The following is a 24,664-nucleotide window of genomic DNA, read 5'->3' as shown; positions in this document are numbered from 1 at the left end:
CGGGGCGCCTCCCCACCCGGGAGGCGCCCCGTCGGCGTCCCCGCCCCGGCACGCCGGTCCCGCCCCCACGCCTGACCGAGCCCGAGCCCGATCCCGAGGTGGCGGTTCGTATCCGGAGGACAGCCCATGCGGAAGTCTGTTGACCAGCCGATCGGAGTGAAGTTGCCCGATCCCCACGGCTCTGTCGCGGGTCCTTTGGAGCTGATGTCGTAGACGACTCAGCTGATCACGGTTGGCGAGCCGGTCCGACCGTCACACCGGCGACAACGGCACGCTGATGTCGTGAACGTCATCAGGTCCAAAGCGCAGCAACCAGGTTGGTGCCGCCACCATGCTCGCGAGCGCGATACCTGACAGGCATCAAGATGCCATCACGCTTGCGAACGACCCGAGCGCCTCGCCGCGCCGTGCCGTCCCGCAGACTCCTGTGGCGGTCGGGGTGTCCGGATGCCGGGACACCCCGACCTGCCGCGAGTCGCGCGTCGCGCAGGGACGCCCGGCCGGGCGGCGAGGCCGGCACGGGTCGTCAGAAGAGTTCGGGGCGGCGCTTGCGGCGTTCGTTGTAGTCGCGCATGCGCTGCGGATAGCCCATCAGGCGGACGTCGTAGACGGGGATCGCCAGCTTGTGGGCGAAGCGCCGGGCGCCCTCGGGGCCGTCGATGCGGCGACGGGTCCACTCCCCGTCGTCGGCGATCAGCATGACCGTGGTCTCGGTGACCGTGGTCCGCGGCTCGATGTACGCCTCGACGCCGCGCCGGGTCCGGACGAAGTTCTCCAGGTGGTCCAGGTCACCGCGGTCCGCGGCCCGATCCCGGCTGATCGGCTCGGTCCGCCTGCGTCGTCGGAACAGCCCCACCCGATCCCTCTCCTCCCCCGGCGTCATCGAAGACGGTGCCAAGCGTACGTCCCGACGACGTGTCGTTGGGCACCTCGGTACGCGCTGCGCATCCCCTAGTGACAAGATGACCGAGGTGGGGTGTGTTCCTGTGACCCCGCCGTGACCCCCCGATGCAGCGACGCGACCTGGGAGTTGGACGTGAGCGAGCCGAACGAAGCGACCTTCGACATCGTCATTCTCGGAGGTGGCAGCGGCGGCTACGCGACCGCACTGCGCGCCGCCCAGCTGGACCTCTCCGTCGCGCTGATCGAGAAGGGCAAGCTCGGCGGCACCTGCCTGCACAACGGCTGCATCCCGACCAAGGCGCTGTTGCACGCCGCGGAGATCGCCGACCAGACCCGCGAGTCGGAGCAGTTCGGCGTCAAGGCCGAGCTGGTCGGCATCGACATGGCCGGGGTCAACTCGTACAAGGACGGTGTGATCTCCCGCCTGTACAAGGGCCTGCAGGGCCTGGTGGGCGGCACCAAGAACATCACCTTCGTGGCCGGCGCCGGCAAGCTGGTCGGCAAGAACGTCGTCGAGGTCGACGGCAAGCGCTACACCGGCCGCAACGTCGTCCTGGCCTCCGGCTCGTACGCCAAGAGCCTGCCCGGCCTGGAGATCGACGGCGAGCGGATCATCACCAGCGACCACGCGCTGACCCTGGACCGGGTCCCGGCGTCGGTGATCGTGCTGGGCGGCGGTGTGATCGGCGTCGAGTTCGCCAGCGTGTGGAAGTCCTTCGGCGTGGACGTCACGATCGTCGAGGCGCTGCCCCGCCTGGTCGCCGCCGAGGACGAGGAGTCGTCCAAGGCGCTGGAGCGGGCCTTCCGCAAGCGGAAGATCAACTTCAAGGTCGGCAAGCCGTTCGAGAAGGTCGAGAAGACCGAGAAGGGCGTCAAGGTCACCATCGCCGGCGGGGACACCGTCGAGGCCGAGCTGCTGCTGGTCGCCGTCGGGCGCGGCCCGAACACCGCCAACCTCGGGTACGAGGAGCAGGGCGTGAAGATGGACCGCGGCTACGTGCTGACCGACGAGCGGCTGCGCACCAGCGTGCCGAACGTCTACGCGGTCGGCGACATCGTGCCCGGCCTCCAGCTCGCCCACCGGGGCTTCCAGCAGGGCATCTTCGTCGCCGAGGAGATCGCCGGCCAGAACCCGGCCGTGATCGACGAGGCCGGCATCCCGCGGGTCACCTACTCCGACCCGGAGCTGGCGTCGGTGGGTCTGACCGAGACGAAGGCCAAGGAGCAGTACGGCGCCGACAAGATCAAGACCTACAACTACAACCTGGGTGGCAACGGCAAGAGCCAGATCCTCAAGACGGCCGGCTTCGTGAAGCTGGTCCGGGTGGAGGACGGCCCGGTGGTCGGCGTGCACATGGTCGGCGCCCGGGTCGGTGAGCTCGTCGGCGAGGCGCAGCTCATCTACAACTGGGAGGCGTACCCGGCCGAGGTGGCGCAGCTCGTGCACGCCCACCCGACGCAGAACGAGGCCCTGGGCGAGGCGCACCTGGCCCTCGCCGGCAAGCCGCTGCACGCGCACGCCTGATCGAGAACCTATTCCGCGGCGTCCGGCGGCAGACGGGCGAGATCGCACCAGGGGAATGAAGGAGTCATAAGAGATGCCGGTATCGGTCACCATGCCTCGGCTCGGCGAGAGCGTCACCGAGGGCACCGTCACGCGCTGGCTCAAGCAGGAGGGCGACACCGTCGAGGTCGACGAGCCGCTGCTCGAGGTGTCGACCGACAAGGTCGACACGGAGATCCCGTCCCCCGCGGCGGGTGTGCTGAGCCGGATCGTGGTCGGTGAGGACGAGACCGCCGAGGTGGGCAGCGAGCTGGCCGTCATCGCCGGTGAGGGCGAGGAGGCCGGTGGCGGCGAGGCCGCCCCGCAGCAGGCGGCCGAGCCGGCCGCCGAGCCCACCGCCGCCGCCGAGGGCACCGGCCCGGAGCCGGAGCGGGAGCAGCCCGCCCCGCAGCAGCCGCAGGCCGCCGCCGCTCCGGCGCCGTCGGGCGAGGGCACCCCGGTCAAGATGCCGGCCCTGGGCGAGAGCGTGACCGAGGGTACGGTCACCCGCTGGCTCAAGCAGGTCGGCGAGACCGTCGAGGTGGACGAGCCGCTGCTGGAGGTCTCCACCGACAAGGTCGACACGGAGATCCCGTCGCCGGTGGCCGGCACCGTCCTGGAGATCAAGGTCGCCGAGGACGAGACCGCCGAGGTCGGCGCCGACCTGGCGATCATCGGCGCGGCCGGAGCCGCCCCGGCCCAGCCGAAGCCCGAGCCGAAGCCGGAGCCCAAGGCCGAGCCGAAGCCGGAGCCCAAGCCGGAGCCGAAGGCCGAGGCGAAGCCGGAGCCCAAGGTCGAGGAGCCGACCCCGGGCATGTCGTACAACGAGCCGGCGGCGGAGGCCGAGGTCGCGGCGGAGCCGGTCAAGGCCGAGCGGGAGGCGCAGCCGTCCGCCCCGACCCCGACCCCGCAGCGTCCGTCCGCGCCCGCCCAGGGTGGCGGCGAGGAGGCGGCCGGTTACGTGACCCCGCTGGTCCGCAAGCTGGCCAGCGAGCACGGCGTCGACCTCTCCTCGATCACCGGCACCGGCGTCGGTGGCCGGATCCGCAAGCAGGACGTGCTGGAGGCGGCGGAGAAGGCGAAGGCGGCCAAGGCCGCGCCGGCCCCGGCGCCGCAGCCGGCCGCCGCGGCGGCCCCGGCCAAGCCGGCCGCGAAGCCGCAGCCGAGCAGCAAGCGGGGCACCACCGAGAAGCTGCCCCGGATCCGCAAGGCCATCGCCAAGCGGATGCACGAGTCGCTGCACGAGATGGCGCAGCTCACCACGGTCATCGAGGTGGACGTCACCAGGATCGCCAAGCTGCGGGCCCAGGCGAAGGACTCCTTCCAGCAGCGGCACGGCGTGAAGCTGTCCTTCCTGCCGTTCTTCGCCCTGGCGGCCGTCGAGGCGCTCCAGACGCACCCGATCGTCAACGCCAGCATGGACCTCGAGGGTGGGACGATCACCTACCCGGACGCCGAGCACCTGGGCATCGCCGTGGACACCGAGCGGGGCCTGCTGGTCCCGGTCATCCACAACGCCGGTGACCTCAACCTCGGCGGCATCGCCAAGCGGGTCGCCGACCTGGCCGAGCGCACCCGGACCAACAAGATCAGCCCGGACGAGCTCGCCGGCGCGACCTTCACGCTGACCAACACCGGCAGCCGGGGCGCGCTCTTCGACACCCCGATCGTGCCGTCGCCGCAGTCGGCGATGCTCGGCACGGGTGCCGTGGTGAAGCGTCCGGTCGTGGTCAACGACCCGGAGCTGGGCGAGGTCGTCGCGGTCCGCTCGATGGTCTACCTGGCTCTCTCCTACGACCACCGGCTGATCGACGGCGCGGACGGGGCCCGCTTCCTGGCCGCGGTCAAGGAGCGCCTGGAGGGCGGCAACTTCGAGGCCGAGCTGGGCCTCTGACCCTCCCGCGTACGCAGGGCGCCCCGGTCACGTCGACCGGGGCGCCCTGCGCCGTTTCGCTCCGCGTGCGGCGCCCCGAGCCAGCGCGACCTCGCCGGCCGGCTGCCGGCCTGCTGATGGACGGCCCGCGGCACCGCGCCGCAGGCTGAGGGGAATCGCCTCCGGGCCGACCGCGCGCTGCGAGAGTGGACGGGTGGGCAGCGGGCGGTGGAGGCGGCGCGGGACGCTGGGGCCCGCCGTCGCAGTCGCTCCCGGCGCCCGGGTGGACCGCTTCGAGGTCTTCTTCGACCTGGTCTTCGTCTTCTCGTTCTTCATCATCACCCGGGCCACCGCCGTCGAGATCACGGGTTCGGCGTTGCTGCACGGCATGCTGGTGCTGGCGGTGCTCTGGTGGGCCTGGGTGGTGCACAGCGTGGTGGCCACCCGGGTGCGGCTCGGCGAGGGTTTCGTGCCGGTGCTGATGGTCGTCGGGATGGCGGCGCTGTTCAGCTTCGCGCTGGCCCTGCCGCAGTCGTTCAACGACCCCCGCGCGGGCGCGGCCGGGCCGATGGTCGTGGCGGTCACCTACGTGGTGATCCGCGCGGTGCACTTCATCCTCTACCTGCACGTCGTGCGGGAAAGCCCACGGGAACGCAGGCAGCTGATCCGGTTCGCCCCGGAGATGGTGTTCAGCACCCTCCTGCTGCTCGGCGCGGCGTTGATCCCCGCCCGGATCGACGACCTCGACCTGGCGGGCATGGTGCGCGACGGCCTCTGGCTCTGCGTGGTGGTGCTCCAGTACGGGTCCGGCCTCCTGGGCGGCGCCGAGGGCTGGGGGGTGGCGTCGGCCGAGCACTGGACGGAACGCTACGAACTCATCCTGATCATCGCGCTGGGCGAATCGGTCATCTCGGTCGGCGTCGGCAGCAACCTGCTCGGCCAGCCGCCGACCTGGCCGGCGGTCGCGGCGGCGACGCTGGGCATCTTCTTCACCGCCGCGCTCTGGTGGGCCCACTACGACGTCATCGGGCCGGCCGCCCGGATCGCCCTGCACGTCGCCGAGGGGCGGGCACGGGTGGCGATGGCCCGGGACGCCTACGCCTACCTATACCTTCCGATGATCGCCGGGATCATCCTCTTCGCCCTGGGCGCCGAGGAGGTGGTTCACGCGATCGCCGATCCGTCCGTGCCGCTCACGGAGCCGGCCCACGGCCCGAGCGTGCCCCTGCTCTTCGGCGGGGTGATCTGCTACCTGTGCGGCAACATGCTGTTCCAGTGGCGCACGCTGCGCACGCTGTCCTGGAGCCGGGTCGCGGCGGTGCTCCTGCTCGCCCTCGGGATCCCGGCCGGCGCCCACCTGCCCGGGCTGGCCACGCTCACCCTGCTCACCGCGATCTGCGTCGGGCTGGTGGTGGTCGAGGTGCTCACCATGGAGGAGGGCCGGCGCGCGCTGCACCAGGTGGTCTTCCACGAGAAGACCACCCACGAGGCGCACGAGGCCGCCTACCGGGCCCAGTGGAAGGAGACCGGGACGGACGGGATGGGCACCTCGACGTAGCCGGCCGGCAGCCACGGCGGGGGCGGATTCGTCGGTCAGCAGAATCGGCCCGCCCGGACTGGCCGGCGGCCCTTCGGCGGTACAGGCTGGCCCGGTGACCGTCTTCTCGCTCCAGGCCACCCCCAGCGACGCGGCGAGCTGGCTCGACCTGGCCCGCCGGGCCGAGTCGGCCGGCTACGCCGCGCTGCTCGCCGCCGACCACCCCGGCCACCGGACCTCCCCGTTCGTCGCGCTGGCCGCCGCCGCGTCGGTGACCTCGACGATCGAGCTCGGGTCGTACGTGTCGAACCTCGGCGTCCGGGAACCGCTCCTGCTCGCCGTCGACGTCGCCACCCTGGACCTGGTCTCCGGCGGGCGGGCCCGGCTGGGCGTCGGCGCCGGCCACACCCCGGCCGAGTGGCGCGCCGTCGGCCGCGAACGCCCGGACGTGGCCGGTCGGGTACGCCGCTGTGTGGCGGTCGCCGAGGCGGTCCGGGCCCTGCTCGACGGCGAGGAGGTCACCGTGGACTCCCCCGAGCTGACCGTCCGGGCGGCCCGGCTGACCGCGCCGCGCCCGGTGCGGGAGCGCATCCCGCTGACCATGGGCACCGCCAACTCGACGCTGCTGCGCTGGGCCGGCGCGCACGCCGACGTGGTCGGGCTGACCGGCTTCGGGCGTACCCTCGCCGACGGCCACCGCCACGACGCGCGGTGGCGGGCCGACCAGATCGAGGCGCAGCTCGCCTGCGTCGCCGCGGGCGCGGCGGGACGGAACGACCCGCCCGCGCTGGAGGCGCTGGTGCAGCGGGTGGTGGTCACCGACGACGCGGAGGCCGCCGCGGCGGAGCACGCCCGCGACGTCGGCCTCACCGTCGCCGAGCTGCTCGCCACGCCGTTCGTGCTGGTCGGCACCGTCGACGAGATCGTCGCGGCGGTCGCCGGGCACGAGCGCCGCTGGGGCGTCACCCGCTTCGTGGTACGCCGGGACGCCCTCGAACCGCTCGCCCCGGTGCTGGCCCGACTGTCCTGAGCGCTGGCGTTTGACGGCGGGTTGTCAGCGGCGAGCCGGTGCTCGTTCGGGAGCCGAGCCTCTCATCGAGACGCTTTAGAGCTGATGACGTAAACGATTCACGTCGGCCGCGTCCGGCGTCAGCGGCAGACCCAGCCGGGGACACAGCTGATCCGACCGACGCCGCGGCCGACGCAGAGCTCGGCGGTGTCCCGGTCGATCCAGTGGGTTCGATCTTGCCAGACCAGCACCGGTCGGTCGAGGTAGCCCCATGTGACCTCGTCGAGCAGGACGAGCCGCTCCGCCGTCACCCGCCCACGGACGGCGTCGTCAGCCCTTCGGCCGCTCGGCGACACCGAGGCCGTGAACATCCTCAACAGTCCCTGGGTCTGAAGCACGAGGTTACGGGTGCGACCCTTGGTCAACCCGCCGGTCAACGCGCCGGCGAAGGTGCTCGGCGAGCTGCCGATGCCGGCGGACCTGAAGGCGTCGTAGTCACTCTGAGGTCTGCGACAGGCGGCCTCATGCCTCGTCATCCGACTGGGCGTTCTGCCGGACTGCGGCGATGGTACCGGCGATCCCGAGGAGTAAGGCTGCAGCACCCGACACCGCCAACCAGGCGGGCCAATCCCCGTCATGAACTGTGCCGTTGCAGCAGAGAGCCATACCCGCTGCCACCAATCCGCCGACGGAAAGGCAGCCAGTTGCCGACGGCTGCGGTGGGGCCGCTGAACCGGCCGAGGGGAGGTTTTCCCCTGGCCCGGCGAGCTGATCATCATCGGGGCGGTCCGGCGACACCCGCGGCGCTCCGACCCGTGCATCCCTCTTCTGCCGGAGACTCCTGAGCACGTCGCTCACCTGAGACTTGCTGAGACCGGGCCCGTCTTCTGCCGGCAGGTACTCGACGGTCGTGCGCAAAGGCGTCGACGGTGTGGAGCTGTCGCGGTGGCGAGGATCCGGTGCAGGCTTCCCTGGTGCCGCTCCGGCATCTGCACGGCTTCCGGGCTTACGGGCACTCTGTCGGGCGACGGCCGCCCGGAAAGTTGAGCGTGCGATCGGGCTGACGGGGCGGATCAGGCCGGTGGCGGACGAGTAGACGAAGGCAGCCATGTCGACCGACTCAGCGAAGGTCAGTGCCGGCTTGCTGTAGCCAGCGTTGACGAAGAAGTAGAGCCTCCCCGGTCGGTTGGCCCTCGCTCCGAAGAGCTGCCGCAGAGGCCCTACACCCACGGGCCTCCCGTACCACTTGACCTGGGCGAAGGCACCCTGGGCCATCACATCGACGCCGCCGTCGGCACCCGGCTTCGTCGGTTGGGCGTCCCGGTGGCCCAGCCATCTCATCCACTCCACGGCGTTGGCCTCGGCGGCCTGCCAGTCGCCGACCTCCCGGGGAGGAGGCGAACCCTCCGGTCGGACCTCCATGGTCGTCCCTCCCCCAGTGCCGGTCGCGGCACCGTAGCAGGCGATGGGTGCCGCCCGTAGCCCCTCGACCTCCGCGCCCCGTAGAGGGCTTCCACAGAGGCGGACGCCCTCTTCTCCTGGGACGGCGTGGACCGGATCATCTCGATCCTCAACTCCGCACGCCCCACCGCCGCGCGCCCGGGGCCCGCTGCCGGCCGAGGCGTTCGCGCAGGTGGAGCACCTCCTCGCCGACCTGCGCGGGGCGCCGGTCGGCTGAGCCGGGGGCGAGGCTCGGAAACGAGGCCGGTGGGGCGCGTCGGGTCGCGGGCCGCCCCACCGGTCCGCCCGACGGCGAGGAGAACGGGGAAGCGGGTGAACGCATCCGTTCGGTGTCCCGTACCCGAAGATATGAGCATGCGGATCCTCATGGCCGGCGCGTCCGGCTTCCTCGGCACCCGGCTGGTCGACCGCCTCACCGCCGACGGACACCAGGTCGCCCGGCTGGTCCGGCGGGCGCCGCGCACCTCCGACGAGCACCGGTGGGACCCGTCCGCCGCGCAGCTCGACCCGGCCGTGGTGGCCGGGACCGACGCGGTGGTGAACCTGGCCGGCGCCGGGGTCGGCGACAAGCGCTGGACCGACGAGTACCGGCAGCTGATCCGGACCAGCCGGGTGGACACCACCAGCACCCTGGCCATCACCATCGCCGGCCTGCCGGCCGCGGACCGGCCCGCGGTGCTGCTCAACTCCTCCGCCGTCGGCTGGTACGGCAACACCGGCGACCGGGTGGTGGAGGAGGGCGCTCCGGCGGGTGAGGGCTTCCTCGCCGACGTCTGCCGGGTCTGGGAGGCGGCGACCCGGCCGGCCGAGGACGCCGGCGTACGGGTGGTGCGGCTGCGCACCGGGCTGCCGCTGCACCGCGACGGTGGCCTGCTCAAGCCGCAGCTGCTCCCGTTCAAGCTGGGCATCGCCGGGAAGCTGGGCAGCGGCCGGCAGTGGCTGCCCTGGATCTCCATGCGGGACTGGCTGGACGCGACGGTGTTCCTGCTCGACCGGGGCGACATCGCCGGCCCGGTCAACGGGGTCGGCCCGAACCCGGTCACCAACGCCGAGTTCACCCGGGAGCTGGCCCGCCAGCTGCGCCGCCCCGCGATCATGCCGATCCCCGCGGTGGCCCTCAAGGTGGCCCTCGGCGGCTTCGCCCAGGAGGCCCTCACCAGCACCCGGGTCCTGCCCGGAGTGCTGACCAGGACTGACTTCCACTACCACCACCCCGACCTGACCAGCGCCCTGCACGCCGCCCTCACCGACTGATACGACCCCCACCCCCACCCCCGGGCCGTTGGTCATGAAGTTGACGGCAGTGATGGAGATCGACATCGCCGTCAACTTCATGATCAGCGGGGGTCAGCGGGGTCAGCAGCCGATGACCCAGTAGGCGGGGGCGGTCTGCTTCAGGGTGGTGGTGGCGTAGGTGTTGTAGAGACCCATGCGCTGGTTGCTGCCGAGGGCGTAGGCGTAGCCGCCGGAGGCGTAGGCGCGGCCGGCCGTGACGTGGGCGTAGTTGTTGGCGGTGACGCAGACCGGCGCGGCGGTCGGGCTCGGCGTGGGGGACGAGGTCGCCGTGGGGGTCGGCGTGACGCCGCCGTTCAGGCCGAAGAAGAGCGCGTCCCGGTAGGCCGAGCAGATGGTGTCCAAGAAGTACGAGGTCGCGGTGCCGCACTGGTCGGCGCCGGTGCCGGGGTCGACCGGCGTGCCGTGCCCCATCCCGGAGACCCGGTAGAGCCGGACCGCGTCGTTGCCGTACACCTCCAGGCTGGTGCCGGCGGGCAGCGACGCCGTGCTGGTCGGGGTCTGCCCGACGCCGAGCACGTTGGTCCACTGGTCGCGGGACTCGGTGGCGTTCAGCGGGGCGACCGTGGTGTCGGAGGTGCCGTGCCAGACGGCCACCCGGGGCCGGCGGCCGGTGTAGCCGGAGTACGCGCCCCGGACCAGGTCACCCCAGGCGGTCGGGGTCCTGTCCACCCCGGGGTTCATGCAGGAGAACGCGTTGACGGTGCTGGTGGCGCAGCGGTACGGCAGGCCGGCGACCACCGATCCGGCGGCGAAGACGTCCGGGTAGGTGGCGAGCATGACCGCGCTCATCGCCCCGCCGGCGGAGAGCCCACTGACGTGGACCCGGCTGCCGTCCACCGCGAAGTTGGCCTTGGCGTGGTCGACCATCTGCTTGATCGACAGCGCCTCGCCCTGGCCGCGCGCGGTGTCGCCGGTCTCGAACCAGTTGAAGCAGGAGTTGGCGTTGTTGGAGGTGGACTGCTGGGGCACGATCAGGGCGAACTTCCACTGGTCGGCGTACTTGCGCCAGCCGGAGTTGGCGAAGTAGCCGGCGGCGTTCTGGGTGCAGCCGTGCAGCAGCACGACGGCCGGCGCGTTGGCCGGCAGGCCATCCGGACGGTAGGCGTACATGGCGAGGTTGCCGGGGTTGGAGCCGAAGCCGGTGACCTGGGTCAGGGTGGCGGCCTGGGCGGGTGCGGCGACGGCGACCAGGGCGGTCGCGGCGAGCGCGACCCCGGCGACCGCGCCGGCGAGACGGGCGAGGATGGATGCGGGTCGGCGCACGGCGACCTCCTGTGGCGGTGTGTGAACCGGGTCACTCCGAAGTTGCCGCGACGTTACGTCCATGTTTCCGACCTGCGACATGGCCACCGCTCACACATTCGCCCCGACCGATGTGTGCACGGCGGGTGCGCGGATCGCCGGGACTCCCTCCGGCACCGGAGACGTCCTCCTTGCCCCGTGTCCGGGCGGTGGGGGCGGATCCGGTTGGTAACGTCCGCTCCGTGCCGACCTCCCCCACCGTGGACGCCGACCAGCCCGTCGCCGCGCCCGCCGCCCGGAATCGTCGGGCCGACCTGGTCGTGGCGCTCGTCGCCGTGCTGCTGGCCGGCTGGGTCACCAGCGGCCTCTGGTCCGACCCGAACGGCCGGGCGATCACCGTCAACTCCAGCGACCAGGCGCTCTTCGAGTGGCTGCTCGCCTTCGGCGGGCACGCCGTCACCCACGGGGAGAACCCGCTCTTCACCACCCTGATCAACGTCCCCGACGGGGTCAACCTCGCGGTCAACACCTCGGTCACCGTGTACGCGGTGGTCTTCGCCCCGCTGACGTACCTGATCGGACCGCCGGCGACGTTCCTGGTGATCCTCACCCTCAACCTCGCCGCGACCGCGCTCGCCTGGTACTGGCTGCTCTCCCGGCACCTGGTGCGCAGCCGGTTCGCCGCCGGGCTCGGCGCGCTGGTCATCGCCTACTCCCCCGGCATGGTGTCGCACGCCAACGCGCACCTCAACTGGACCGCCGGCTGGCTGGTGCCGCTGCTGGTCCACGCGGTGTTCGTACTGCGCCGTCCCGGGCGCTGGCTGCGCGGCGGGATCGTCCTCGGTGCGCTGGTGGCGGTCGCGTTCTCCATCGCCGCCGAGGGGCTCTTCTTCACCGCGCTGGCGCTGGGCGTGTTCCTCACCATCTGGTCGCTGCACCCGGCCCGGCGGGCCGAGGCCCGGGCGGCGCTGCCCACCTTCCTGCGCGGGCTCGGGGTGGCCGCCCTGGTGGCCGGGGCGCTGCTGGCGTACCCGCTCTGGCTGCACTTCGCCGGGCCGCAGCGCTTCCACGGCACCGGGTTCGATCCGGTCATCCACGCCGAGGACATCGCCGCGTTCGGGGCCTATCCGCAGCGCTCGCTGGCCGGCGAGGCGGGGTTGCGCACCTCGCTGGCGCCCAACCCGACCGAGGAGAACTCGTTCTTCGGGCTGCCGCTGCTGCTCCTCGCCGTCGCCTGCTTCGTGGCGCTGTGGCGGCGGGCCGACCCGGGCCGCCGGGCCACCCTCGCTGCGCTGGGCGGCACCGCCATGGTCTTCGCGGTGCTCTCCTGGGGGTCGCAGGCGAAGTGGAACGGGCAGCACACCGGGCAACTGCTGCCCTTCGGGTTGCTCGACGACCTGCCGGTGGTCAACGCCGCGCTGCCGTCCCGGTTGGCGCTGGTGGTCGCCCCGATGATCGGCGTGCTGCTGGCGTACGCGATTGACCGGTTGCGGGCCGCGCCGCCGCGCCGGCGCGCCGCCCGGGCGGCCTGGGTGCTGGGCTTCGCGGCGGCGCTGCTGCCGCTGCTGCCCGTCCCGCTGCTGACCAGCACGCGCGAGCCGATCCCGGAGTTCATCACCGCCGGCACGTGGCGCGAGCACGTCTCGCCCGACGGGGTGCTCACCCCGCTGCCGCTGACCCTGGACGTCACCCCGGACGGGCAGCGCTGGCAGGCGTACGCCCTCGCCCACCGGCAGGGCGAGTTCCGCATCCCGGCCGGTTTCTTCCTCGGCCCGGGCGGCCCCGACGGGCGGGGCCGGATCGGTCCGCCGCCGCGCACCTTCGACACCCTGATGGACCAGGCCGGACGGACCGGTCTGGTGCCGATCATCACCGAGGGCAGCGTCCGGCTCTCCCTGGCCGACCTGCGGTACTGGGGCGTCGAGGCGGTCGTGCTGCCCGACCGGGTGCACGGCGCCAAGTACGACCTCGACGAGAACGCCCTGCGCCGCACCGCCACCGCCCTGCTCGGCCAGCCGCAGCGGGTCGACGACGTCTGGCTGTGGAAGGTGCCGCCGGCCTGACCCGCTGCTGGTCACCGCCCTGCTGGTGGGCGGCGACGGCGACGAGGCTCACCCCGGGTGACGACCACCGACGGCGCTAGGCTGGCGGGGTGACTACGACGACTTCCGGGGTGACGGCCGTCCGCGCCGGCCTGCTCGACTACCAGGCCGCCTGGGACGAGCAGCGCCGGCTGCACGAGTCGGTGGTGGCCGGCGAGCGGGGGGACACCGTGCTGCTGTTGGAGCACCCGAGCGTCTACACCGCCGGCAAGCGCACCGAACCGTCGGACCGGCCGATGGACGGCACTCCCGTGGTCGACGTCGACCGCGGCGGCAAGATCACCTGGCACGGCCCGGGGCAGCTCGTCGGCTACCCGATCCTCCGGCTGCCCGACCCGGTCGACGTCGTCGCCTACGTACGGCGCACCGAGCAGCTGCTGATCGACGTCTGCGCCGAGTTCGGGCTGGCCGCCGGCCGGGTCGAGGGGCGCAGCGGGGTGTGGGTGCCGCAGGACGACCGGGGCCCGGCCCGCAAGGTGGCCGCCATCGGCATCCGGGTGGCCCGCGGGGTGACCCTGCACGGCTTCGCCATCAACTGCGACTGCGACCTGTCGTACTACGACCGGATCGTGCCCTGCGGCCTCCGGGACGTCGGGGTCACCTCGCTCACCGCCGAGCTGGGCCGTCCGGTGACCGTCGCCGACGTGCTCCCGGCGGTGGAGCGGCGGCTGTCCACCCTCCTCACCGTCTGAGGACCCGGCCGCGCGCCGGGGTGGGCGGAGGACGGCCTACCCTCGGTCCGGTGCAGATCGATCTCGTCACCCTCGTCGTCGCCGAGTACGACCCGGCCATCGCCTTCTTCACCGAGGTGCTCGGCTTCGAACTGACCGAGGACTCCCCGTCGCTCACCAACGACGGGCGGCCGAAGCGCTGGGTGGTGGTCCGCCCGCCCGGCGGCGGGACCGGGCTGCTGCTGGCCCGCGCCGACGGCGAGCGGCAGGAGGCCGCGGTGGGCGACCAGACCCACGGCCGGGTCGGCTTCTTCCTCCAGGTCGACGACTTCGACGCCACCTACCGTCGGATGGTCGAGGCGAACGTCGAGTTCGTGAAGCCGCCGCGTACCGAGCCGTACGGCCGGGTCGCCGTCTTCCGCGACGTCGCCGGCAACTCCTGGGACCTGCTCGGCCCCGCCTGAGCGGCCCGCCGGCCCACCTGATTGACCGCCCGCGCCCGGGGGCAGGTTGACTCCTGTCGAGACGGGCAACCGACGGAAGGATCCCCCCGATGACCGACGTGATGTCGACGCAGCAACAGATCGCCGAGGAGCTCCAGGTGCCGGCGGGCTTCGACGCGGAGACCGAGATCGAACGACGGGTGGTCTTCCTCGCCGACCGGCTGGTCGACACCGGCCTGCGGACGCTGGTCCTCGGCATCAGCGGCGGGGTCGACTCCACTACCGCCGGTCGGCTCTGCCAGCTCGCCGTCGAGCGGGCCCGCACCGCCGGCCACGAGGCGGTCTTCCTGGCCATGCGGCTGCCCTACGGGGTGCAGGCCGACGAGGAGCACGCCCAGGCGGCGCTGGCCTTCATCCGCCCCGACCGGGTGCTCACGGTCGACATCAAGCCGGCCGCCGACGCCGCCCTGGAGGCGCTGGAGACAGCCGGGCTGACCTTCGCCGACGCCGGGCAGCGGGACTTCGTCCACGGCAACGTCAAGGCCCGCCAGCGGATGATCGCCCAGTACGCGGTCGCGGGCGCGACGGGCGGGCTCGTCGTCGGCACCGACCACGCCGCCGAGGCGGTCACCGGCTTCTTCACCAAGCACGGCGACGGCGCGGCCGACGTCGTCCCGCTGACCGGGCTCACCAAGCGCCGGGTGCGGGCGATCGCCGCCGCGCTCGGCGCCCCCGCCGACCTGGTGGGCAAGGCGCCCACCGCCGACCTGGAGAGCCTCGCCCCGGGCAAGCTCGACGAGGACGCGCTCGGCCTGGCGTACGACCAGATCGACGACTACCTGGAGGGCCGACCGGTCCCGGCGGAGGTGGAGGCGGCACTGGTGGCCCGCTACCGGGCCACCGCCCACAAGCGGAACCTGCCGATCGGGCCTCCGGTCCAGCGGTGAGCCCGGGCCCCTCGTCGACAGCCGTGCGCCGACGAGGGGCCCCGCTCGCTACGGGGTGAGCCGGTGCAGGTCACGGGGGAAGGCGGTGACCTCCCGGACGTTGGCCGCACCGACCAGCCGGGCGACGAAGCGTTCCAGCCCGATGGCGAAACCGCCGTGCGGCGGCATGCCGTGCCGGAACGCCTGGACGTAGCCCGCGTACGGCTCGACCGGCTCGCCGCGCGCGGCCAGCGCCGCCAGGTAGTCGTCGTACCGGTGCAGCCGCTGCCCGCCGGTGACCAGTTCCAGGCCGCGGAAGAGCAGGTCGAAACCGTTCGAGTACGCCGGCCGCCGCGGGTCCGGATGGGTGTAGAAGGGCCGCTTCGCCATCGGGTAGCCGGTGACGAAGAGGAAGTCCGACCCGTGTTCGGCGCGGGCCCACTCCCCCAGCGCCCGCTCGTGGGCGGGGGCGAGGTCCGGCTCGTCGGCCGGCGCGCCGGCGATCTTCAGCGCCTCGGTGAAGTGCACCGCGGGGATCTCGGCCGGCACGGCCGGCAGGTCGAGGCCCAGGGTGGCCACCGCGCCACCGGCGCGTTCCGCCACGTGGGTGAGCATCCCGGCCAGGGTGTCGCGCAGCACCGCCATCACGTCCCGGTGGTCGGCGACGAAGCCCAGCTCGACGTCGAGCGAGGTGTACTGGGCCAGGTGTCGCACGGTGTCGTGCGGCTCGGCGCGGAACACCGGTCCGACCTCGTAGACCCGCTCGAAGACGCCCACCATCAGCTGCTTGTAGAACTGCGGCGACTGGGCCAGGTACGCGGGCCGGCCGAACCAGTCCAGCGCGAAGACGTTCGCCCCGCTCTCGGTGGACGAGGCGACCACCTTCGGCGTGTGGATCTCCACGAAGTCGCGGGCGTCGAGGGCGGCCCGGAATCCGGCCACCGCCGCCGCCGAGATCCGCAGCGCCGCCGAACGGGTCGGGTGCCGCAGCGCCGTCGGGGCGTGGTCCAACTGGGTCGGCAGCGTGGCGGTGAGCGCCGGCCGGTACAGGTCGAACGGCGGCGGCACGGCGGGCGGGCCGAGCGGTCGTACCGTCGGGTCGGTCAGCTCGACCCCGGCGGGCGCGGTGCCGTTCGCGACCACCGTGCCGACAACCTCGACGACGCTCTCCTCGGGAAGCTCCCCGAGGGCGGCCCGGGCGGCCGGGTCGGTGAGCACGACCTGGGCCAGGCCGGCGGCGTCCCGCACGATCAGGAAGGCCACCGACTTGAGCAGCCGGCGGCGGTGCACCCAGCCGGCGAGCCGTACGGTCTCGCCGACATGGGCGGTGAGCTGGGAGGACAGGATGCGTTGCACGGCGGTTACCTCCTTGGTCAATCGCAACGCGATCCCCGGGAGGTGTGGGCGAGCGGGAACCTCGCGGTGCCACCACACCTTCGCCCCCGCCGGAGCGGGAGCCTCGTTCGTCGCCCGTGACGTGGGCCAGTCGGCGGGTTCTACCGGGCGCCCGCAGGCGCCGTTCTTCCCGCAGCTCGGGAGGGTCTTCACGCGCCGGCGCCAGACCGCCTTCCAGCAACCGGCGGCTCTCTGCACTGGCTGATCGACGCGCTACTCGGCTCCGTCACAGCTCTGCCGGGCACGCTAGCACCCCCACCGGAGCGCTGTGACGCCATTTCGGACGTCCCCGGTGTCCGGTGTCACAACATCTGCGACGTGACGCCCGTCGCCCGACGTTCATCGACGGCCGCCGTCGGGCGTAGGCTCGGTTTTGTGACGATCGAGCACTCCGCGACGACGACCCCGCAGGCTGCGCGTTCCGCGACGGTCGCCCCCGAGGGGCGACGCATGCTGCGGATCGAGGCGCGCAACGCCGAGACGCCGATCGAGCGCAAGCCGCCGTGGATCAAGGTCAAGGCCAAGATGGGCCCGGAGTACACCCAGCTGCGCGGGCTCGTTTCGCGCGAGGGGCTGCACACCGTCTGCCAGGAGGCCGGCTGCCCCAACATCTACGAGTGCTGGGAGGACCGCGAGGCGACCTTCCTCATCGGTGGCGACCAGTGCACCCGGCGGTGCGACTTCTGCCAGATCGACACCGGCAAGCCGGCCGAGTTCGACGCCGACGAGCCGCGCCGGGTGGCCGAGTCGGTGGCCGCGATGGGCCTGCGCTACGCCACCATCACCGGTGTCGCCCGGGACGACCTGCCCGACGGCGGCGCCTGGCTCTACGCCGAGACGGTCCGGCAGATCCACGCCCTGCGGTCCGGCTGCGGCGTCGAGCTGCTGATCCCCGACTTCAACGCCGTCCCCGAGCAGCTCGCCGAGGTCTTCGGCGCCCGCCCGGAGGTGCTGGCGCACAACGTCGAGACGGTGCCGCGGATCTTCAAGCGGATCCGCCCGGCGTTCCGCTACGAGCGCTCGCTGGACGTGATCCGGCAGGCCCGCGCCGCCGGCCTGGTCACCAAGAGCAACCTGATCCTGGGCATGGGCGAGGAGCGGACCGAGGTGTCCCAGGCGCTGCGCGACCTGCACGACGCCGGCTGCGAGCTGATCACCATCACCCAGTACCTCCGCCCGTCCCCCCGGCACCACCCGGTGACCCGCTGGGTCAAGCCGGAGGAGTTCGTCGAGCTGCGCGAGGAGGCCGAGGAGATCGGCTTCGCGGGCGTGATGAGCGGACCGCTGGTGCGCTCGTCGTACCGGGCCGGCCGGCTCTACCAGCAGGCCCTCGACGCCCGCGAGAGCTCTCCCGCCGCCGGCTGACCCCCGGCCGGCGCCGCCTCTGGCCGGCGGTGAGCCCGCTTCCGCGACAGGCCATCACGGCCCGCGCACACGTCTGCGGCGTTACGTGACATCAGCTACGGTTCGTCCGTTATGCACAGGTGTCGGCGTACGCGCCGCAGGCGCCTGCCCCCGCCCGGTGGTCCCGGCTGCCCGGGCTGCTCACCCTGCTCGCCGTCGCGGCCGGGATCGGCTACCGCCTCGGCCTGCTGCTGCACCACTCGCCGCCGACGAACAGCGACGAGGCCACCATGGGTCTGGCCGCGGTGCGCATCGCCCTGGGTGAGGACTTCCCGGTCTTCTTCTACGGCCAGGCGTACATGGGGACGCTGGAGGCGTGGCTGGCCGCGCCGGTGTTCGCGCTGGCCGGCCCGTCGACGCTCGGCCTGCGCCTGCCCGCCCTCGCGCTGTACGCCCTCTTCGTGCTGCTCGCCTGGCGGCTGGCGCTGCGACTGACCGGGGACCGCTGGTTCGCCCTGCTGGTCGTGGTGCTGCTCGCGCTCGGCTCGGACCGGATCGTCAAGAACCAGCTGATCGCGGGCGGCGGCTACCCGGAGATGAACCCGGTCGGGGTGGCGCTCGCCCTGCTGGCGTACGACCTGTCGGCCGGTCGGCCGGGTCGCCGGCTGCCGCGCTGGGCCGCCTGGGGGTTCCTCGCCGGCCTGATGGTCTGGGTGGACCCGCTGGTGCTGCCGTACGTGGCCGCCACCGGGGCGGTCCTGGTGGCGTTCCGCCGGCGGGAACTGGCCGGCCGGGCCGGCGCGCTGCTCGGTCTCGGGGCGCTGGTCGGTGCCGGGCCGCTGCTGGCGCACAGCCTGGTGGCAGGTCGCAGCCCGCTCGCCGCCGTGCTGGCCGCGAGCGGCGCCGGCCAGACCGCCGGATGGCCCGAACGGCTGTACGGAGGGCTGGTGCTCGGGCCGCCGCTGGGCATGGGCTTCTGCTTCCCGAGCCACTGCGCGCCCTGGCAGCTGTGGTGGGCGGTCGCCGTGCCGGTGCTCCTGTCCGCCGCCGGTGTCGCCGCCGGGCGCACCCTGCGCGCCGTCTCCCCGGCCGGCCCGCCGGGCCGCGTGCCGGCCCCCGTCCGGCCCAGCCCCACCGCCACCGTCGGGCCGGGCGGGACGCGGATCGCTGCGGCGGTGACGCTCGCCCTGGTCGTCGCCGCCGCCGCGACGCTCGCCGTCTACGCGGTCAGCAGCGCGGCCGGGCGGACGCCGATCGAAAGCAGTCGCTACCTGTCCTGCCTGCTCATCTCCGTACCGGCGCTGCTGTGGCCGCTGTGGGCCGCCGCCCGGCGGCGGGCCTGCGGGCCCGACCCCGCCCGAGGGGATCCCGCGCTGCGGTTCGCGGCGGCCGGGGTGCTGACGGCGACACTCGGCACCGCCGTCGTCGCCACCGCCGGGGCGGTCGGTGCCGCGCCGGCCGCCCGCGCCGCCGAGGCCCGCCACGCCGAACTGGTGGCCACGCTGCGGGAGCGGGGCGTCCGGCACGTGTACGGCGGCTACTGGACCTGCAACCGGCTCACCTTCGCCAGCGGCGAGGACGTGCTCTGCGCCGTGATCGACGACGACCTGAACCCCGGGCACGACCGCTACCGGCCGTACCGCCAGGCGGTGGCGGCGTCGACCTCAGCGGCCTGGGTCGCCCCCGCCGGCTCGCCGCTCGCCGCCCGCCTCGACGAACGCCTGCGCGCCGAACCGCCCACCCTCGACCTGGTCACCATCGACGGCTGGCGCATCTACCTCCCGCACCGCTGACCCACCCTCCACCTCCCGCGCGCTGTCACGGACATGGACATTCGGGCGGGGCAGTCACCCTTCCCGCGACAGTGGGACGGGAAGGAGGGGGTCAGCGGGGGTCGGCGAGCAGGTTGAGGCGGTGGGCCAGGGCGGCGGCCTCGACGCGGTTGCTCACGTCGAGCTTGGCGATGATCCGGGAGACGTGCACGCTGGCCGTCTTCGGCGAGATGAAGAGCTCCGCGGCGATCCGGCTGTTGCTGTGCCCCTCGGCGACCAGCCGCAGCACCTCCTGTTCGCGCAGGGTGAGCAGGTCCGCGCCGGGGCGGCCCCGGGTCGCGCCGCGCAGGCCGACCCGTCGGGCCAGGGTCGCGGTCTGCTCGGCGAGGGGTGCCGCGCCGAGCTGGCTGGCGATCACGCTGGCCTCGCGCACCGCCGCGCCGACCTCGTCCCGCTCCCCCGCGCCGGCCGCCGCCTCGGCCAGCGCCAGCAGCGACCGGCCGAGCGGGTACGGCTGTCCCGCCGCACGCCAGGCGGCCACGGCGGCCCGCCAGGCGGCCACCGCCTGCCCGTCAGCGGCCAGGGTCGCGGTGACCTGGGCGGCGTACGCCCGTTCCGCCGGATGGCGGGCGGGCAGGTCGGCGGCTCGCGCGGCCACGGTGGCGGCCAGATCGGCGTCTCCCGTCAGCGCCGCCACCCGAGCGACGGCCCCGAGTACCGGCCAGCCCTCCCGGGGAAGCTGCGACAGGCGGTCGTCGGCGAGGGCGCTCCACCCGGCCCGCACCGCCTCGCCCCGGTCGCCCGCCGCCAGGGCCGCCTCGATCCGCAGCTCCAGCAGCGGCAGGCGGTGATTCGGCCACAGGTACGGCCGCGCCAGGAACGCGAGCGCCCGACCGACCAGTTCGTCGGCAGCGGGATGTCCCCGGGCCAACCGCAGGCCGGCCCGCAGCTGGAGCCAGTGCAGCCCGGAGACGCCCGGCGGGTCGATCCGGGCCGCTTCGGCGCAGGCCGCGTCCGCCTCGTCCCAACGGCCCAGCGCGACCAGCGCCTCGGCCTGGTTGGAGAGCAGGTACGCGCCGGAGGAGCGGCTGATTCCGACCCGACGGGCCTCGACCACCCCTGCGGCGGCCGCCTCCGCCGACTCGGCGTACCGGCCGAGTTCGAAGAGCACGTCCGAGCTGTGGACCAGGGCGCTGACCAGTGCCGGCGCGTTGTCCGCGGCACGGGCCAGGGCCTCCGCCCGGCGCATCTCGGCCAGGCCGAGATCGGGTGCCCGACTGGTGCGACAGAGCAAGGCGATCCGGGTCGGCAGCAGGGTGACGTCCTCGCCGAGCGCCTCCGCCGCCGTCATCGCCTCGCCGATGACCGACGCGGCCTGTCCGGGGTCGATCCTGACCAGGTACGCGGCGACGTCGACGAGCAGCCGGAGCCGCTCCGGACCGTCCGGCACCCCCGACACCAGCCGGTACGCCTCGCGCAGCTCGGCGGCGCCGTCGCTCTTGCCGAGCATGGCCAGCATCCGGCCGCGCCGCTCCAGCAGGCGCGCCGCGCGCAGCGGCTCCGCGTCGCCGTCCACCTCGGCCAGCGCGGCCCGGGTCAGGGTGAGCGCTCGGTGGTAGTCACCGGCGGTGGTGGCCGCGGCGAGCGTCTCCTCCAGCACCGCCAGGTGGTCCATGCCGAGCCGGTCGGCGGCGTCGGGCACCAGCTCCCACAGCTCCAGCACCCGTTCCAGCAACCGGCTCTGTTCCGCGTACGCGTACCGGTCGGCGGCGGCGCAGGCGGCCGTCCGGGCGGTCACCAGGGCCCGCGGATGGTCGTGCGCGGCGTACCAGTGGTGGGCGATCTCGGCCGGGGCGCGGCCGGCCGCGACCAGGTGGGGCTGCGCCTCGACGGCCGCGGCGAAGCGGGCGTGCAGCCGGGCGTGCTCGCCGGGGAGCAGCTCGTCGTGGACGGCCTCGCGGACCAGCGCGTGCCGGAACTCGTAGTCGCCGTCCGGGTCGGCCACCACCAGTTGGGCGGCGACGGCGGCGCGCAGCGCGTCCTCCAGCTCCAACTCGGGCAACCCGGCCACCTCGGCGAGCAGCTGGTGGGCGATCCGGGTGCCGCCGGCGGCGGCGATGCGCAGCACCCGCTGGGCCGCCTCGGGCAGCCGCTCCACCCGGGCGAGCAGCAGGTCGCGCAGCGTCTCCGGCAGCGCGGCGCAGCCGATCGGGTCGCCGGCCGCGGCCAGTTCCTCGACGAAGAACGGGTTGCCCTGGGTGCGGTCGTGGATGTCGTCGACCGCGCGGGCGGCCGGCTCCGTACCGAGCAGGTCGGCCAGGATCGCGGCGGTGCCGTCCCGGTCGAGGCGGCCCAGCTCGACCCGCTCGACGCCGCGGGCCCGGTCCAGCTCGGCGAGGAAGGGACGCAGCGGGTGCCCCCGGTGCAGCTCGTCCGTGCGGTAGGTGCAGACCAGCAGCAGCCGGGCGGTGCGGGCGCCCCGGACCAGCAAGCCGATGAGGTCACGGGTGGAGCGGTCGGCCCAGTGCAGGTCCTCGATCACCAGTATCAGGGGCTGGACGGCGGCGAGCCGGTGGAACAGCTCGGCCACCAGGTCGAACAGGTAGCCGCGCGGGGCGTCCGAGCCGGGCGCGACGGCGGGAGCGGTGCCGCCGAGCGGGCCCCGGGCCAGCTCCGGCAGGAGGCGGGCGAACTCGGCCTCGTACCCGGCGAAGACCTCGGCGCCGTCGCGCCGCAGCACCGCACGCAGCGCTGCGGCGAACGGCGCGAAGGGAAGGCCGACCTCGCCGAGTTCCAGGCACTGGCCGACCAGCAGCCGGGCGCCGGCGTCGGTGGCCGAGCGGCCGAACTCCTCCAGCAGCCGGGTCTTGCCCACGCCGGCCTCACCGCCGACCAGGACGGTGGTGGGTTCCCCGGTACGGGCCCGGGCGAGCGCGTCGCGCAGAGCCACCAGCTCGCGCCGGCGGCCGACGAGGACGGTGCTGACGGCGCGTGCGGTCACGGCACCGAGCATGCCATGGCCGGGGCCGGCGCCGTTCCCGCCGATCGGTCGGTCCGTGGGCGGGGCACCCCTCGCCGACCGCCCCGCACCGGCCCCGCCGGCCGGGTGACCGGGCGGGGCCGGTGGCGCGCGGTGCGGATCGGTCGGCACCGCCGCCGGGGGGCGCGGAGGGCTCACCGGCGGGCGTCGCCGGTGCGACCCGCGTGGTCGCGTCGACTGAGCCAGCCGCGCACGGTGCGGCGCGGCAGCGTCCGGGCGAGCCGGTCCACGTCGGCGTCGGCACGCAGCTCGGCGGCGTGCGTACGGTGGATGGTGAGGATGAAGTCTGGGTCGTTGCCGAACATCGCGGGCTCCTTGCGGTGGTCGTCGTCTGCTGACATCGACGTTCCACGCGAAGGTGCCGCCGGGGCATGGGTGCGCTGCCTGATCTTCGGCCGATCCCCGTCCTTACTCCGGCGCCCGGCGGGGGTCGGCACGCCGTAAGGTACTCAGCCGGCGGACCCCCGGACGCGGATCAACCTCACGGGCGGCGACCACTAGACTCTGCGGCATGGCAAAGCCCCAGGAGAAGGTCTCGTTCGGCCAGCGGCTGAAGCAGATCGGGATGGTGTTCAAGTTCACCGCCAAGCAGGACAGGTGGTTCGCTCCACTGGCCGCCGGCGCGGTGCTGATCCCGCTCGCGCTCACCGTGGTCGCGGTGATCCTCTGGGGCTGGCTCTGGCTGCCGCTGGGCATCCTGTTCACCCTGCTCGCCCTGCTGATCGTGCTGAACCTGCGATCCAACAAGGCGATGATGAACGCCGCCGAGGGCCAGCCCGGCGCGGCGGCGCAGATCATGGAGAGCATGCGCGGCGACTGGCGGGTCACCCCGGCGGTCAGCTCCACCACGCAGATGGACATGGTGCACCTGGTCATCGGCCGGCCCGGCGTGATCCTGCTCGCCGAGGGCAACCCGCAGCGGGTCCGTGGCCTGCTGGGTCAGGAGAAGCGCCGGCTGGCGAAGGTGATCGGCTCCGCGCCGCTGCACGACTACGTGATCGGCCAGGGTGAGGGTGAGCTGCCGATCCGCAAGCTGCGGATGACGCTGATGCGGCTGCCCCGCGACCTCAGCCCCAAGGACGTCAACGCGCTGGACAAGCGGCTCAAGGCGCTCACCGCCCGGCCGCAGATGCCCAAGGGCGCGGTCCCGAAGAACATGCGCCCGCCGCGCAGCGCGTTCCGCCAGTCCCGGGGCCGCTGACCCCCTCGTCGTACCCGGAAGAGCCGGGCCCGTCCGGCACCTCACCAGATCGCGCTCGATCCGGGAAACAGTGGTGACCCTTCCGCTCGGGGGCCACTGTTTCCTGGTTCGAGCGCGACCTTGGGTCGGGCGGCGCGGGATCAGGCTCGGGGGGCGGGGGTGACGACCGAGCCGGTGAGGCGGTCGTGCAGGCCGCGGCGGTGCTCGTCCATGAGCAGGGCGGGCACCACCAGGGCGAGCAGCACGCCGCGCAGCAGCGCCCGGAGCACCCCGATCCGGCCGCCGTCGGCCCAGGAGAGGCACCGGACGCGGGTCACGTACATGCCGGGGGTCTGGGCGAAGAGGCCGAGGAAGAGGCCGTACTCGACGACGAGCACCAGCACCGGGGCCCAGGCGTCGCGGAACGGGTCGGCGAAGATGTTGGACGCCAGCAGGCAGAGCACCCAGTCGATCACCAGGGCGCCGAACCGGGGGCCGAGGCTCGGCGGGGTGAAGGCGGGGTCTGCGGCGGGCGGCACCGGTGCCGCGGCGTACGGGTTGGTCACAGCGGTCAAGGGTAGTCAGCGAATCGGCGTCGTCCGGATCGGCACGGTGCGGGGAATCGGGCCAATGGCATCAATTGGCGGTACTCCGCCCCGGCCGGTATCGTCCGAACGGATACCCGGAGGGGACTGAGCGGCGCAGATGACACTCCGCGAGCGACGTAACACGGCAGAAACATAGGAGACACGGCCGGGCAACCCCGCGGTCATAGCGTCGCCAGAGCCCAGCCACCGGAGTGGACGTGCCAGGAGGACGTGTGTTTGCCAATCCCGAGGAACTGCTGCGATACCTCAAGAACGAGGACGTGAGGTTCGTCGACGTACGGTTCTGTGACCTGCCCGGCGTGATGCAGCACTTCAACCT

20 protein-coding genes are annotated in these 24,664 nt (G+C 73.5%); 12 read left to right on the top strand and 8 right to left on the bottom strand.

The window, feature by feature from the left end:
• Positions 1–526: 526 nt before the first annotated feature.
• Positions 527–856: a hypothetical protein gene (locus tag AC5L3Z_RS07775; RefSeq protein WP_494840687.1), complete on the bottom strand. Its 330-nt coding sequence runs from the start codon at positions 854–856 to the stop codon at positions 527–529.
• Positions 857–997: 141 nt separating this feature from the next.
• Between AC5L3Z_RS07775 and lpdA the strand changes: the two genes are divergently transcribed.
• The 4 genes from lpdA to AC5L3Z_RS07755 all read left to right on the top strand — a co-directional run bounded on the left by lpdA (position 998) and on the right by AC5L3Z_RS07755 (position 6,886).
• On the top strand, positions 998–2,428 hold the full coding sequence (gene lpdA, locus AC5L3Z_RS07770) for a dihydrolipoyl dehydrogenase (protein ID WP_494840686.1): 1,431 nt from the start codon (positions 998–1,000) through the stop codon (positions 2,426–2,428).
• A gap of 73 nt (positions 2,429–2,501) precedes the next feature.
• On the top strand, positions 2,502–4,340 hold the full coding sequence (gene sucB, locus AC5L3Z_RS07765) for a 2-oxoglutarate dehydrogenase, E2 component, dihydrolipoamide succinyltransferase (protein WP_494840685.1): 1,839 nt from the start codon (positions 2,502–2,504) through the stop codon (positions 4,338–4,340).
• Positions 4,341–4,533: 193 nt separating this feature from the next.
• Positions 4,534–5,877 carry a low temperature requirement protein A gene (locus AC5L3Z_RS07760; protein WP_494840684.1) on the top strand — a complete coding sequence of 448 codons (1,344 nt, stop codon included), beginning with the start codon at positions 4,534–4,536 and terminating at the stop codon, positions 5,875–5,877.
• A gap of 94 nt (positions 5,878–5,971) precedes the next feature.
• On the top strand, positions 5,972–6,886 hold the full coding sequence (locus AC5L3Z_RS07755) for an LLM class flavin-dependent oxidoreductase (RefSeq protein ID WP_494840683.1): 915 nt from the start codon (positions 5,972–5,974) through the stop codon (positions 6,884–6,886).
• Between the two features lie 119 nt (positions 6,887–7,005).
• Here AC5L3Z_RS07755 and AC5L3Z_RS07750 read toward each other — a convergent pair whose 3' ends face one another.
• Positions 7,006–7,176 (bottom strand): hypothetical protein, encoded by a 171-nt coding sequence (locus tag AC5L3Z_RS07750; protein WP_494840681.1) that lies wholly within the window; start codon positions 7,174–7,176, stop codon positions 7,006–7,008.
• Between the two features lie 211 nt (positions 7,177–7,387).
• Positions 7,388–8,287, bottom strand: a complete 900-nt coding sequence (locus AC5L3Z_RS07745; RefSeq protein ID WP_494840680.1) for a restriction endonuclease — start codon at positions 8,285–8,287, stop codon at positions 7,388–7,390.
• Positions 8,288–8,680: 393 nt separating this feature from the next.
• On the opposite strand from AC5L3Z_RS07745, the gene AC5L3Z_RS07740 reads away from it, so the two are divergent.
• On the top strand, positions 8,681–9,580 hold the full coding sequence (locus AC5L3Z_RS07740; RefSeq protein WP_494840678.1) for a TIGR01777 family oxidoreductase: 900 nt from the start codon (positions 8,681–8,683) through the stop codon (positions 9,578–9,580).
• Positions 9,581–9,682: 102 nt separating this feature from the next.
• Here the strand turns inward: AC5L3Z_RS07740 and AC5L3Z_RS07735 are convergent, their stop codons facing one another.
• Positions 9,683–10,885, bottom strand: a complete 1,203-nt coding sequence (locus AC5L3Z_RS07735; RefSeq protein WP_494840676.1) for an extracellular catalytic domain type 1 short-chain-length polyhydroxyalkanoate depolymerase — start codon at positions 10,883–10,885, stop codon at positions 9,683–9,685.
• Positions 10,886–11,106: 221 nt separating this feature from the next.
• Between AC5L3Z_RS07735 and AC5L3Z_RS07730 the strand changes: the two genes are divergently transcribed.
• The 4 genes from AC5L3Z_RS07730 to nadE all read left to right on the top strand — a co-directional run bounded on the left by AC5L3Z_RS07730 (position 11,107) and on the right by nadE (position 15,027).
• Complete coding sequence (locus AC5L3Z_RS07730) at positions 11,107–12,927, top strand: DUF6311 domain-containing protein (RefSeq protein ID WP_494840675.1); 1,821 nt, start codon at positions 11,107–11,109, stop codon at positions 12,925–12,927.
• A gap of 89 nt (positions 12,928–13,016) precedes the next feature.
• Positions 13,017–13,658 (top strand): lipoyl(octanoyl) transferase LipB, encoded by a 642-nt coding sequence (gene lipB, locus AC5L3Z_RS07725; protein WP_494840674.1) that lies wholly within the window; start codon positions 13,017–13,019, stop codon positions 13,656–13,658.
• Between the two features lie 50 nt (positions 13,659–13,708).
• Positions 13,709–14,101, top strand: a complete 393-nt coding sequence (locus AC5L3Z_RS07720; RefSeq protein ID WP_494840673.1) for a VOC family protein — start codon at positions 13,709–13,711, stop codon at positions 14,099–14,101.
• A gap of 89 nt (positions 14,102–14,190) precedes the next feature.
• Positions 14,191–15,027 carry an NAD(+) synthase gene (gene nadE / locus AC5L3Z_RS07715; protein ID WP_494840671.1) on the top strand — a complete coding sequence of 279 codons (837 nt, stop codon included), beginning with the start codon at positions 14,191–14,193 and terminating at the stop codon, positions 15,025–15,027.
• Between the two features lie 48 nt (positions 15,028–15,075).
• Here nadE and aspS read toward each other — a convergent pair whose 3' ends face one another.
• A complete protein-coding gene (aspS, locus tag AC5L3Z_RS07710; protein WP_494840669.1) occupies positions 15,076–16,362 on the bottom strand; it encodes an aspartate--tRNA(Asn) ligase in 1,287 nt (428 codons plus the stop codon).
• Between the two features lie 357 nt (positions 16,363–16,719).
• Between aspS and lipA the strand changes: the two genes are divergently transcribed.
• On the top strand, positions 16,720–17,766 hold the full coding sequence (gene lipA / locus AC5L3Z_RS07705; RefSeq protein WP_494840667.1) for a lipoyl synthase: 1,047 nt from the start codon (positions 16,720–16,722) through the stop codon (positions 17,764–17,766).
• A 119-nt stretch (positions 17,767–17,885) separates the two neighbouring features.
• Entirely contained in the window at positions 17,886–19,538 is a 1,653-nt protein-coding gene (locus AC5L3Z_RS07700) for a hypothetical protein (protein WP_494840666.1), read from the top strand.
• A gap of 91 nt (positions 19,539–19,629) precedes the next feature.
• On the opposite strand, the gene AC5L3Z_RS07695 is transcribed toward AC5L3Z_RS07700, so the two are convergent.
• Together AC5L3Z_RS07695 and AC5L3Z_RS07690 are read right to left on the bottom strand one after the other, a co-directional pair.
• Positions 19,630–22,518 carry an ATP-binding protein gene (locus AC5L3Z_RS07695; protein ID WP_494840664.1) on the bottom strand — a complete coding sequence of 963 codons (2,889 nt, stop codon included), beginning with the start codon at positions 22,516–22,518 and terminating at the stop codon, positions 19,630–19,632.
• A 173-nt stretch (positions 22,519–22,691) separates the two neighbouring features.
• Positions 22,692–22,898: a hypothetical protein gene (locus AC5L3Z_RS07690; RefSeq protein ID WP_494840662.1), complete on the bottom strand. Its 207-nt coding sequence runs from the start codon at positions 22,896–22,898 to the stop codon at positions 22,692–22,694.
• Positions 22,899–23,068: 170 nt separating this feature from the next.
• Between AC5L3Z_RS07690 and AC5L3Z_RS07685 the strand changes: the two genes are divergently transcribed.
• On the top strand, positions 23,069–23,758 hold the full coding sequence (locus tag AC5L3Z_RS07685) for a DUF4191 domain-containing protein (protein WP_494840660.1): 690 nt from the start codon (positions 23,069–23,071) through the stop codon (positions 23,756–23,758).
• A gap of 140 nt (positions 23,759–23,898) precedes the next feature.
• Here AC5L3Z_RS07685 and AC5L3Z_RS07680 read toward each other — a convergent pair whose 3' ends face one another.
• Positions 23,899–24,312 (bottom strand): RDD family protein, encoded by a 414-nt coding sequence (locus tag AC5L3Z_RS07680; protein WP_494840659.1) that lies wholly within the window; start codon positions 24,310–24,312, stop codon positions 23,899–23,901.
• Positions 24,313–24,664 lie beyond the last annotated feature (352 nt).

The organism is Micromonospora sp. LZ37, from assembly GCF_059359015.1.
This window is presented reverse-complemented; position numbering and strand designations above follow the sequence as displayed.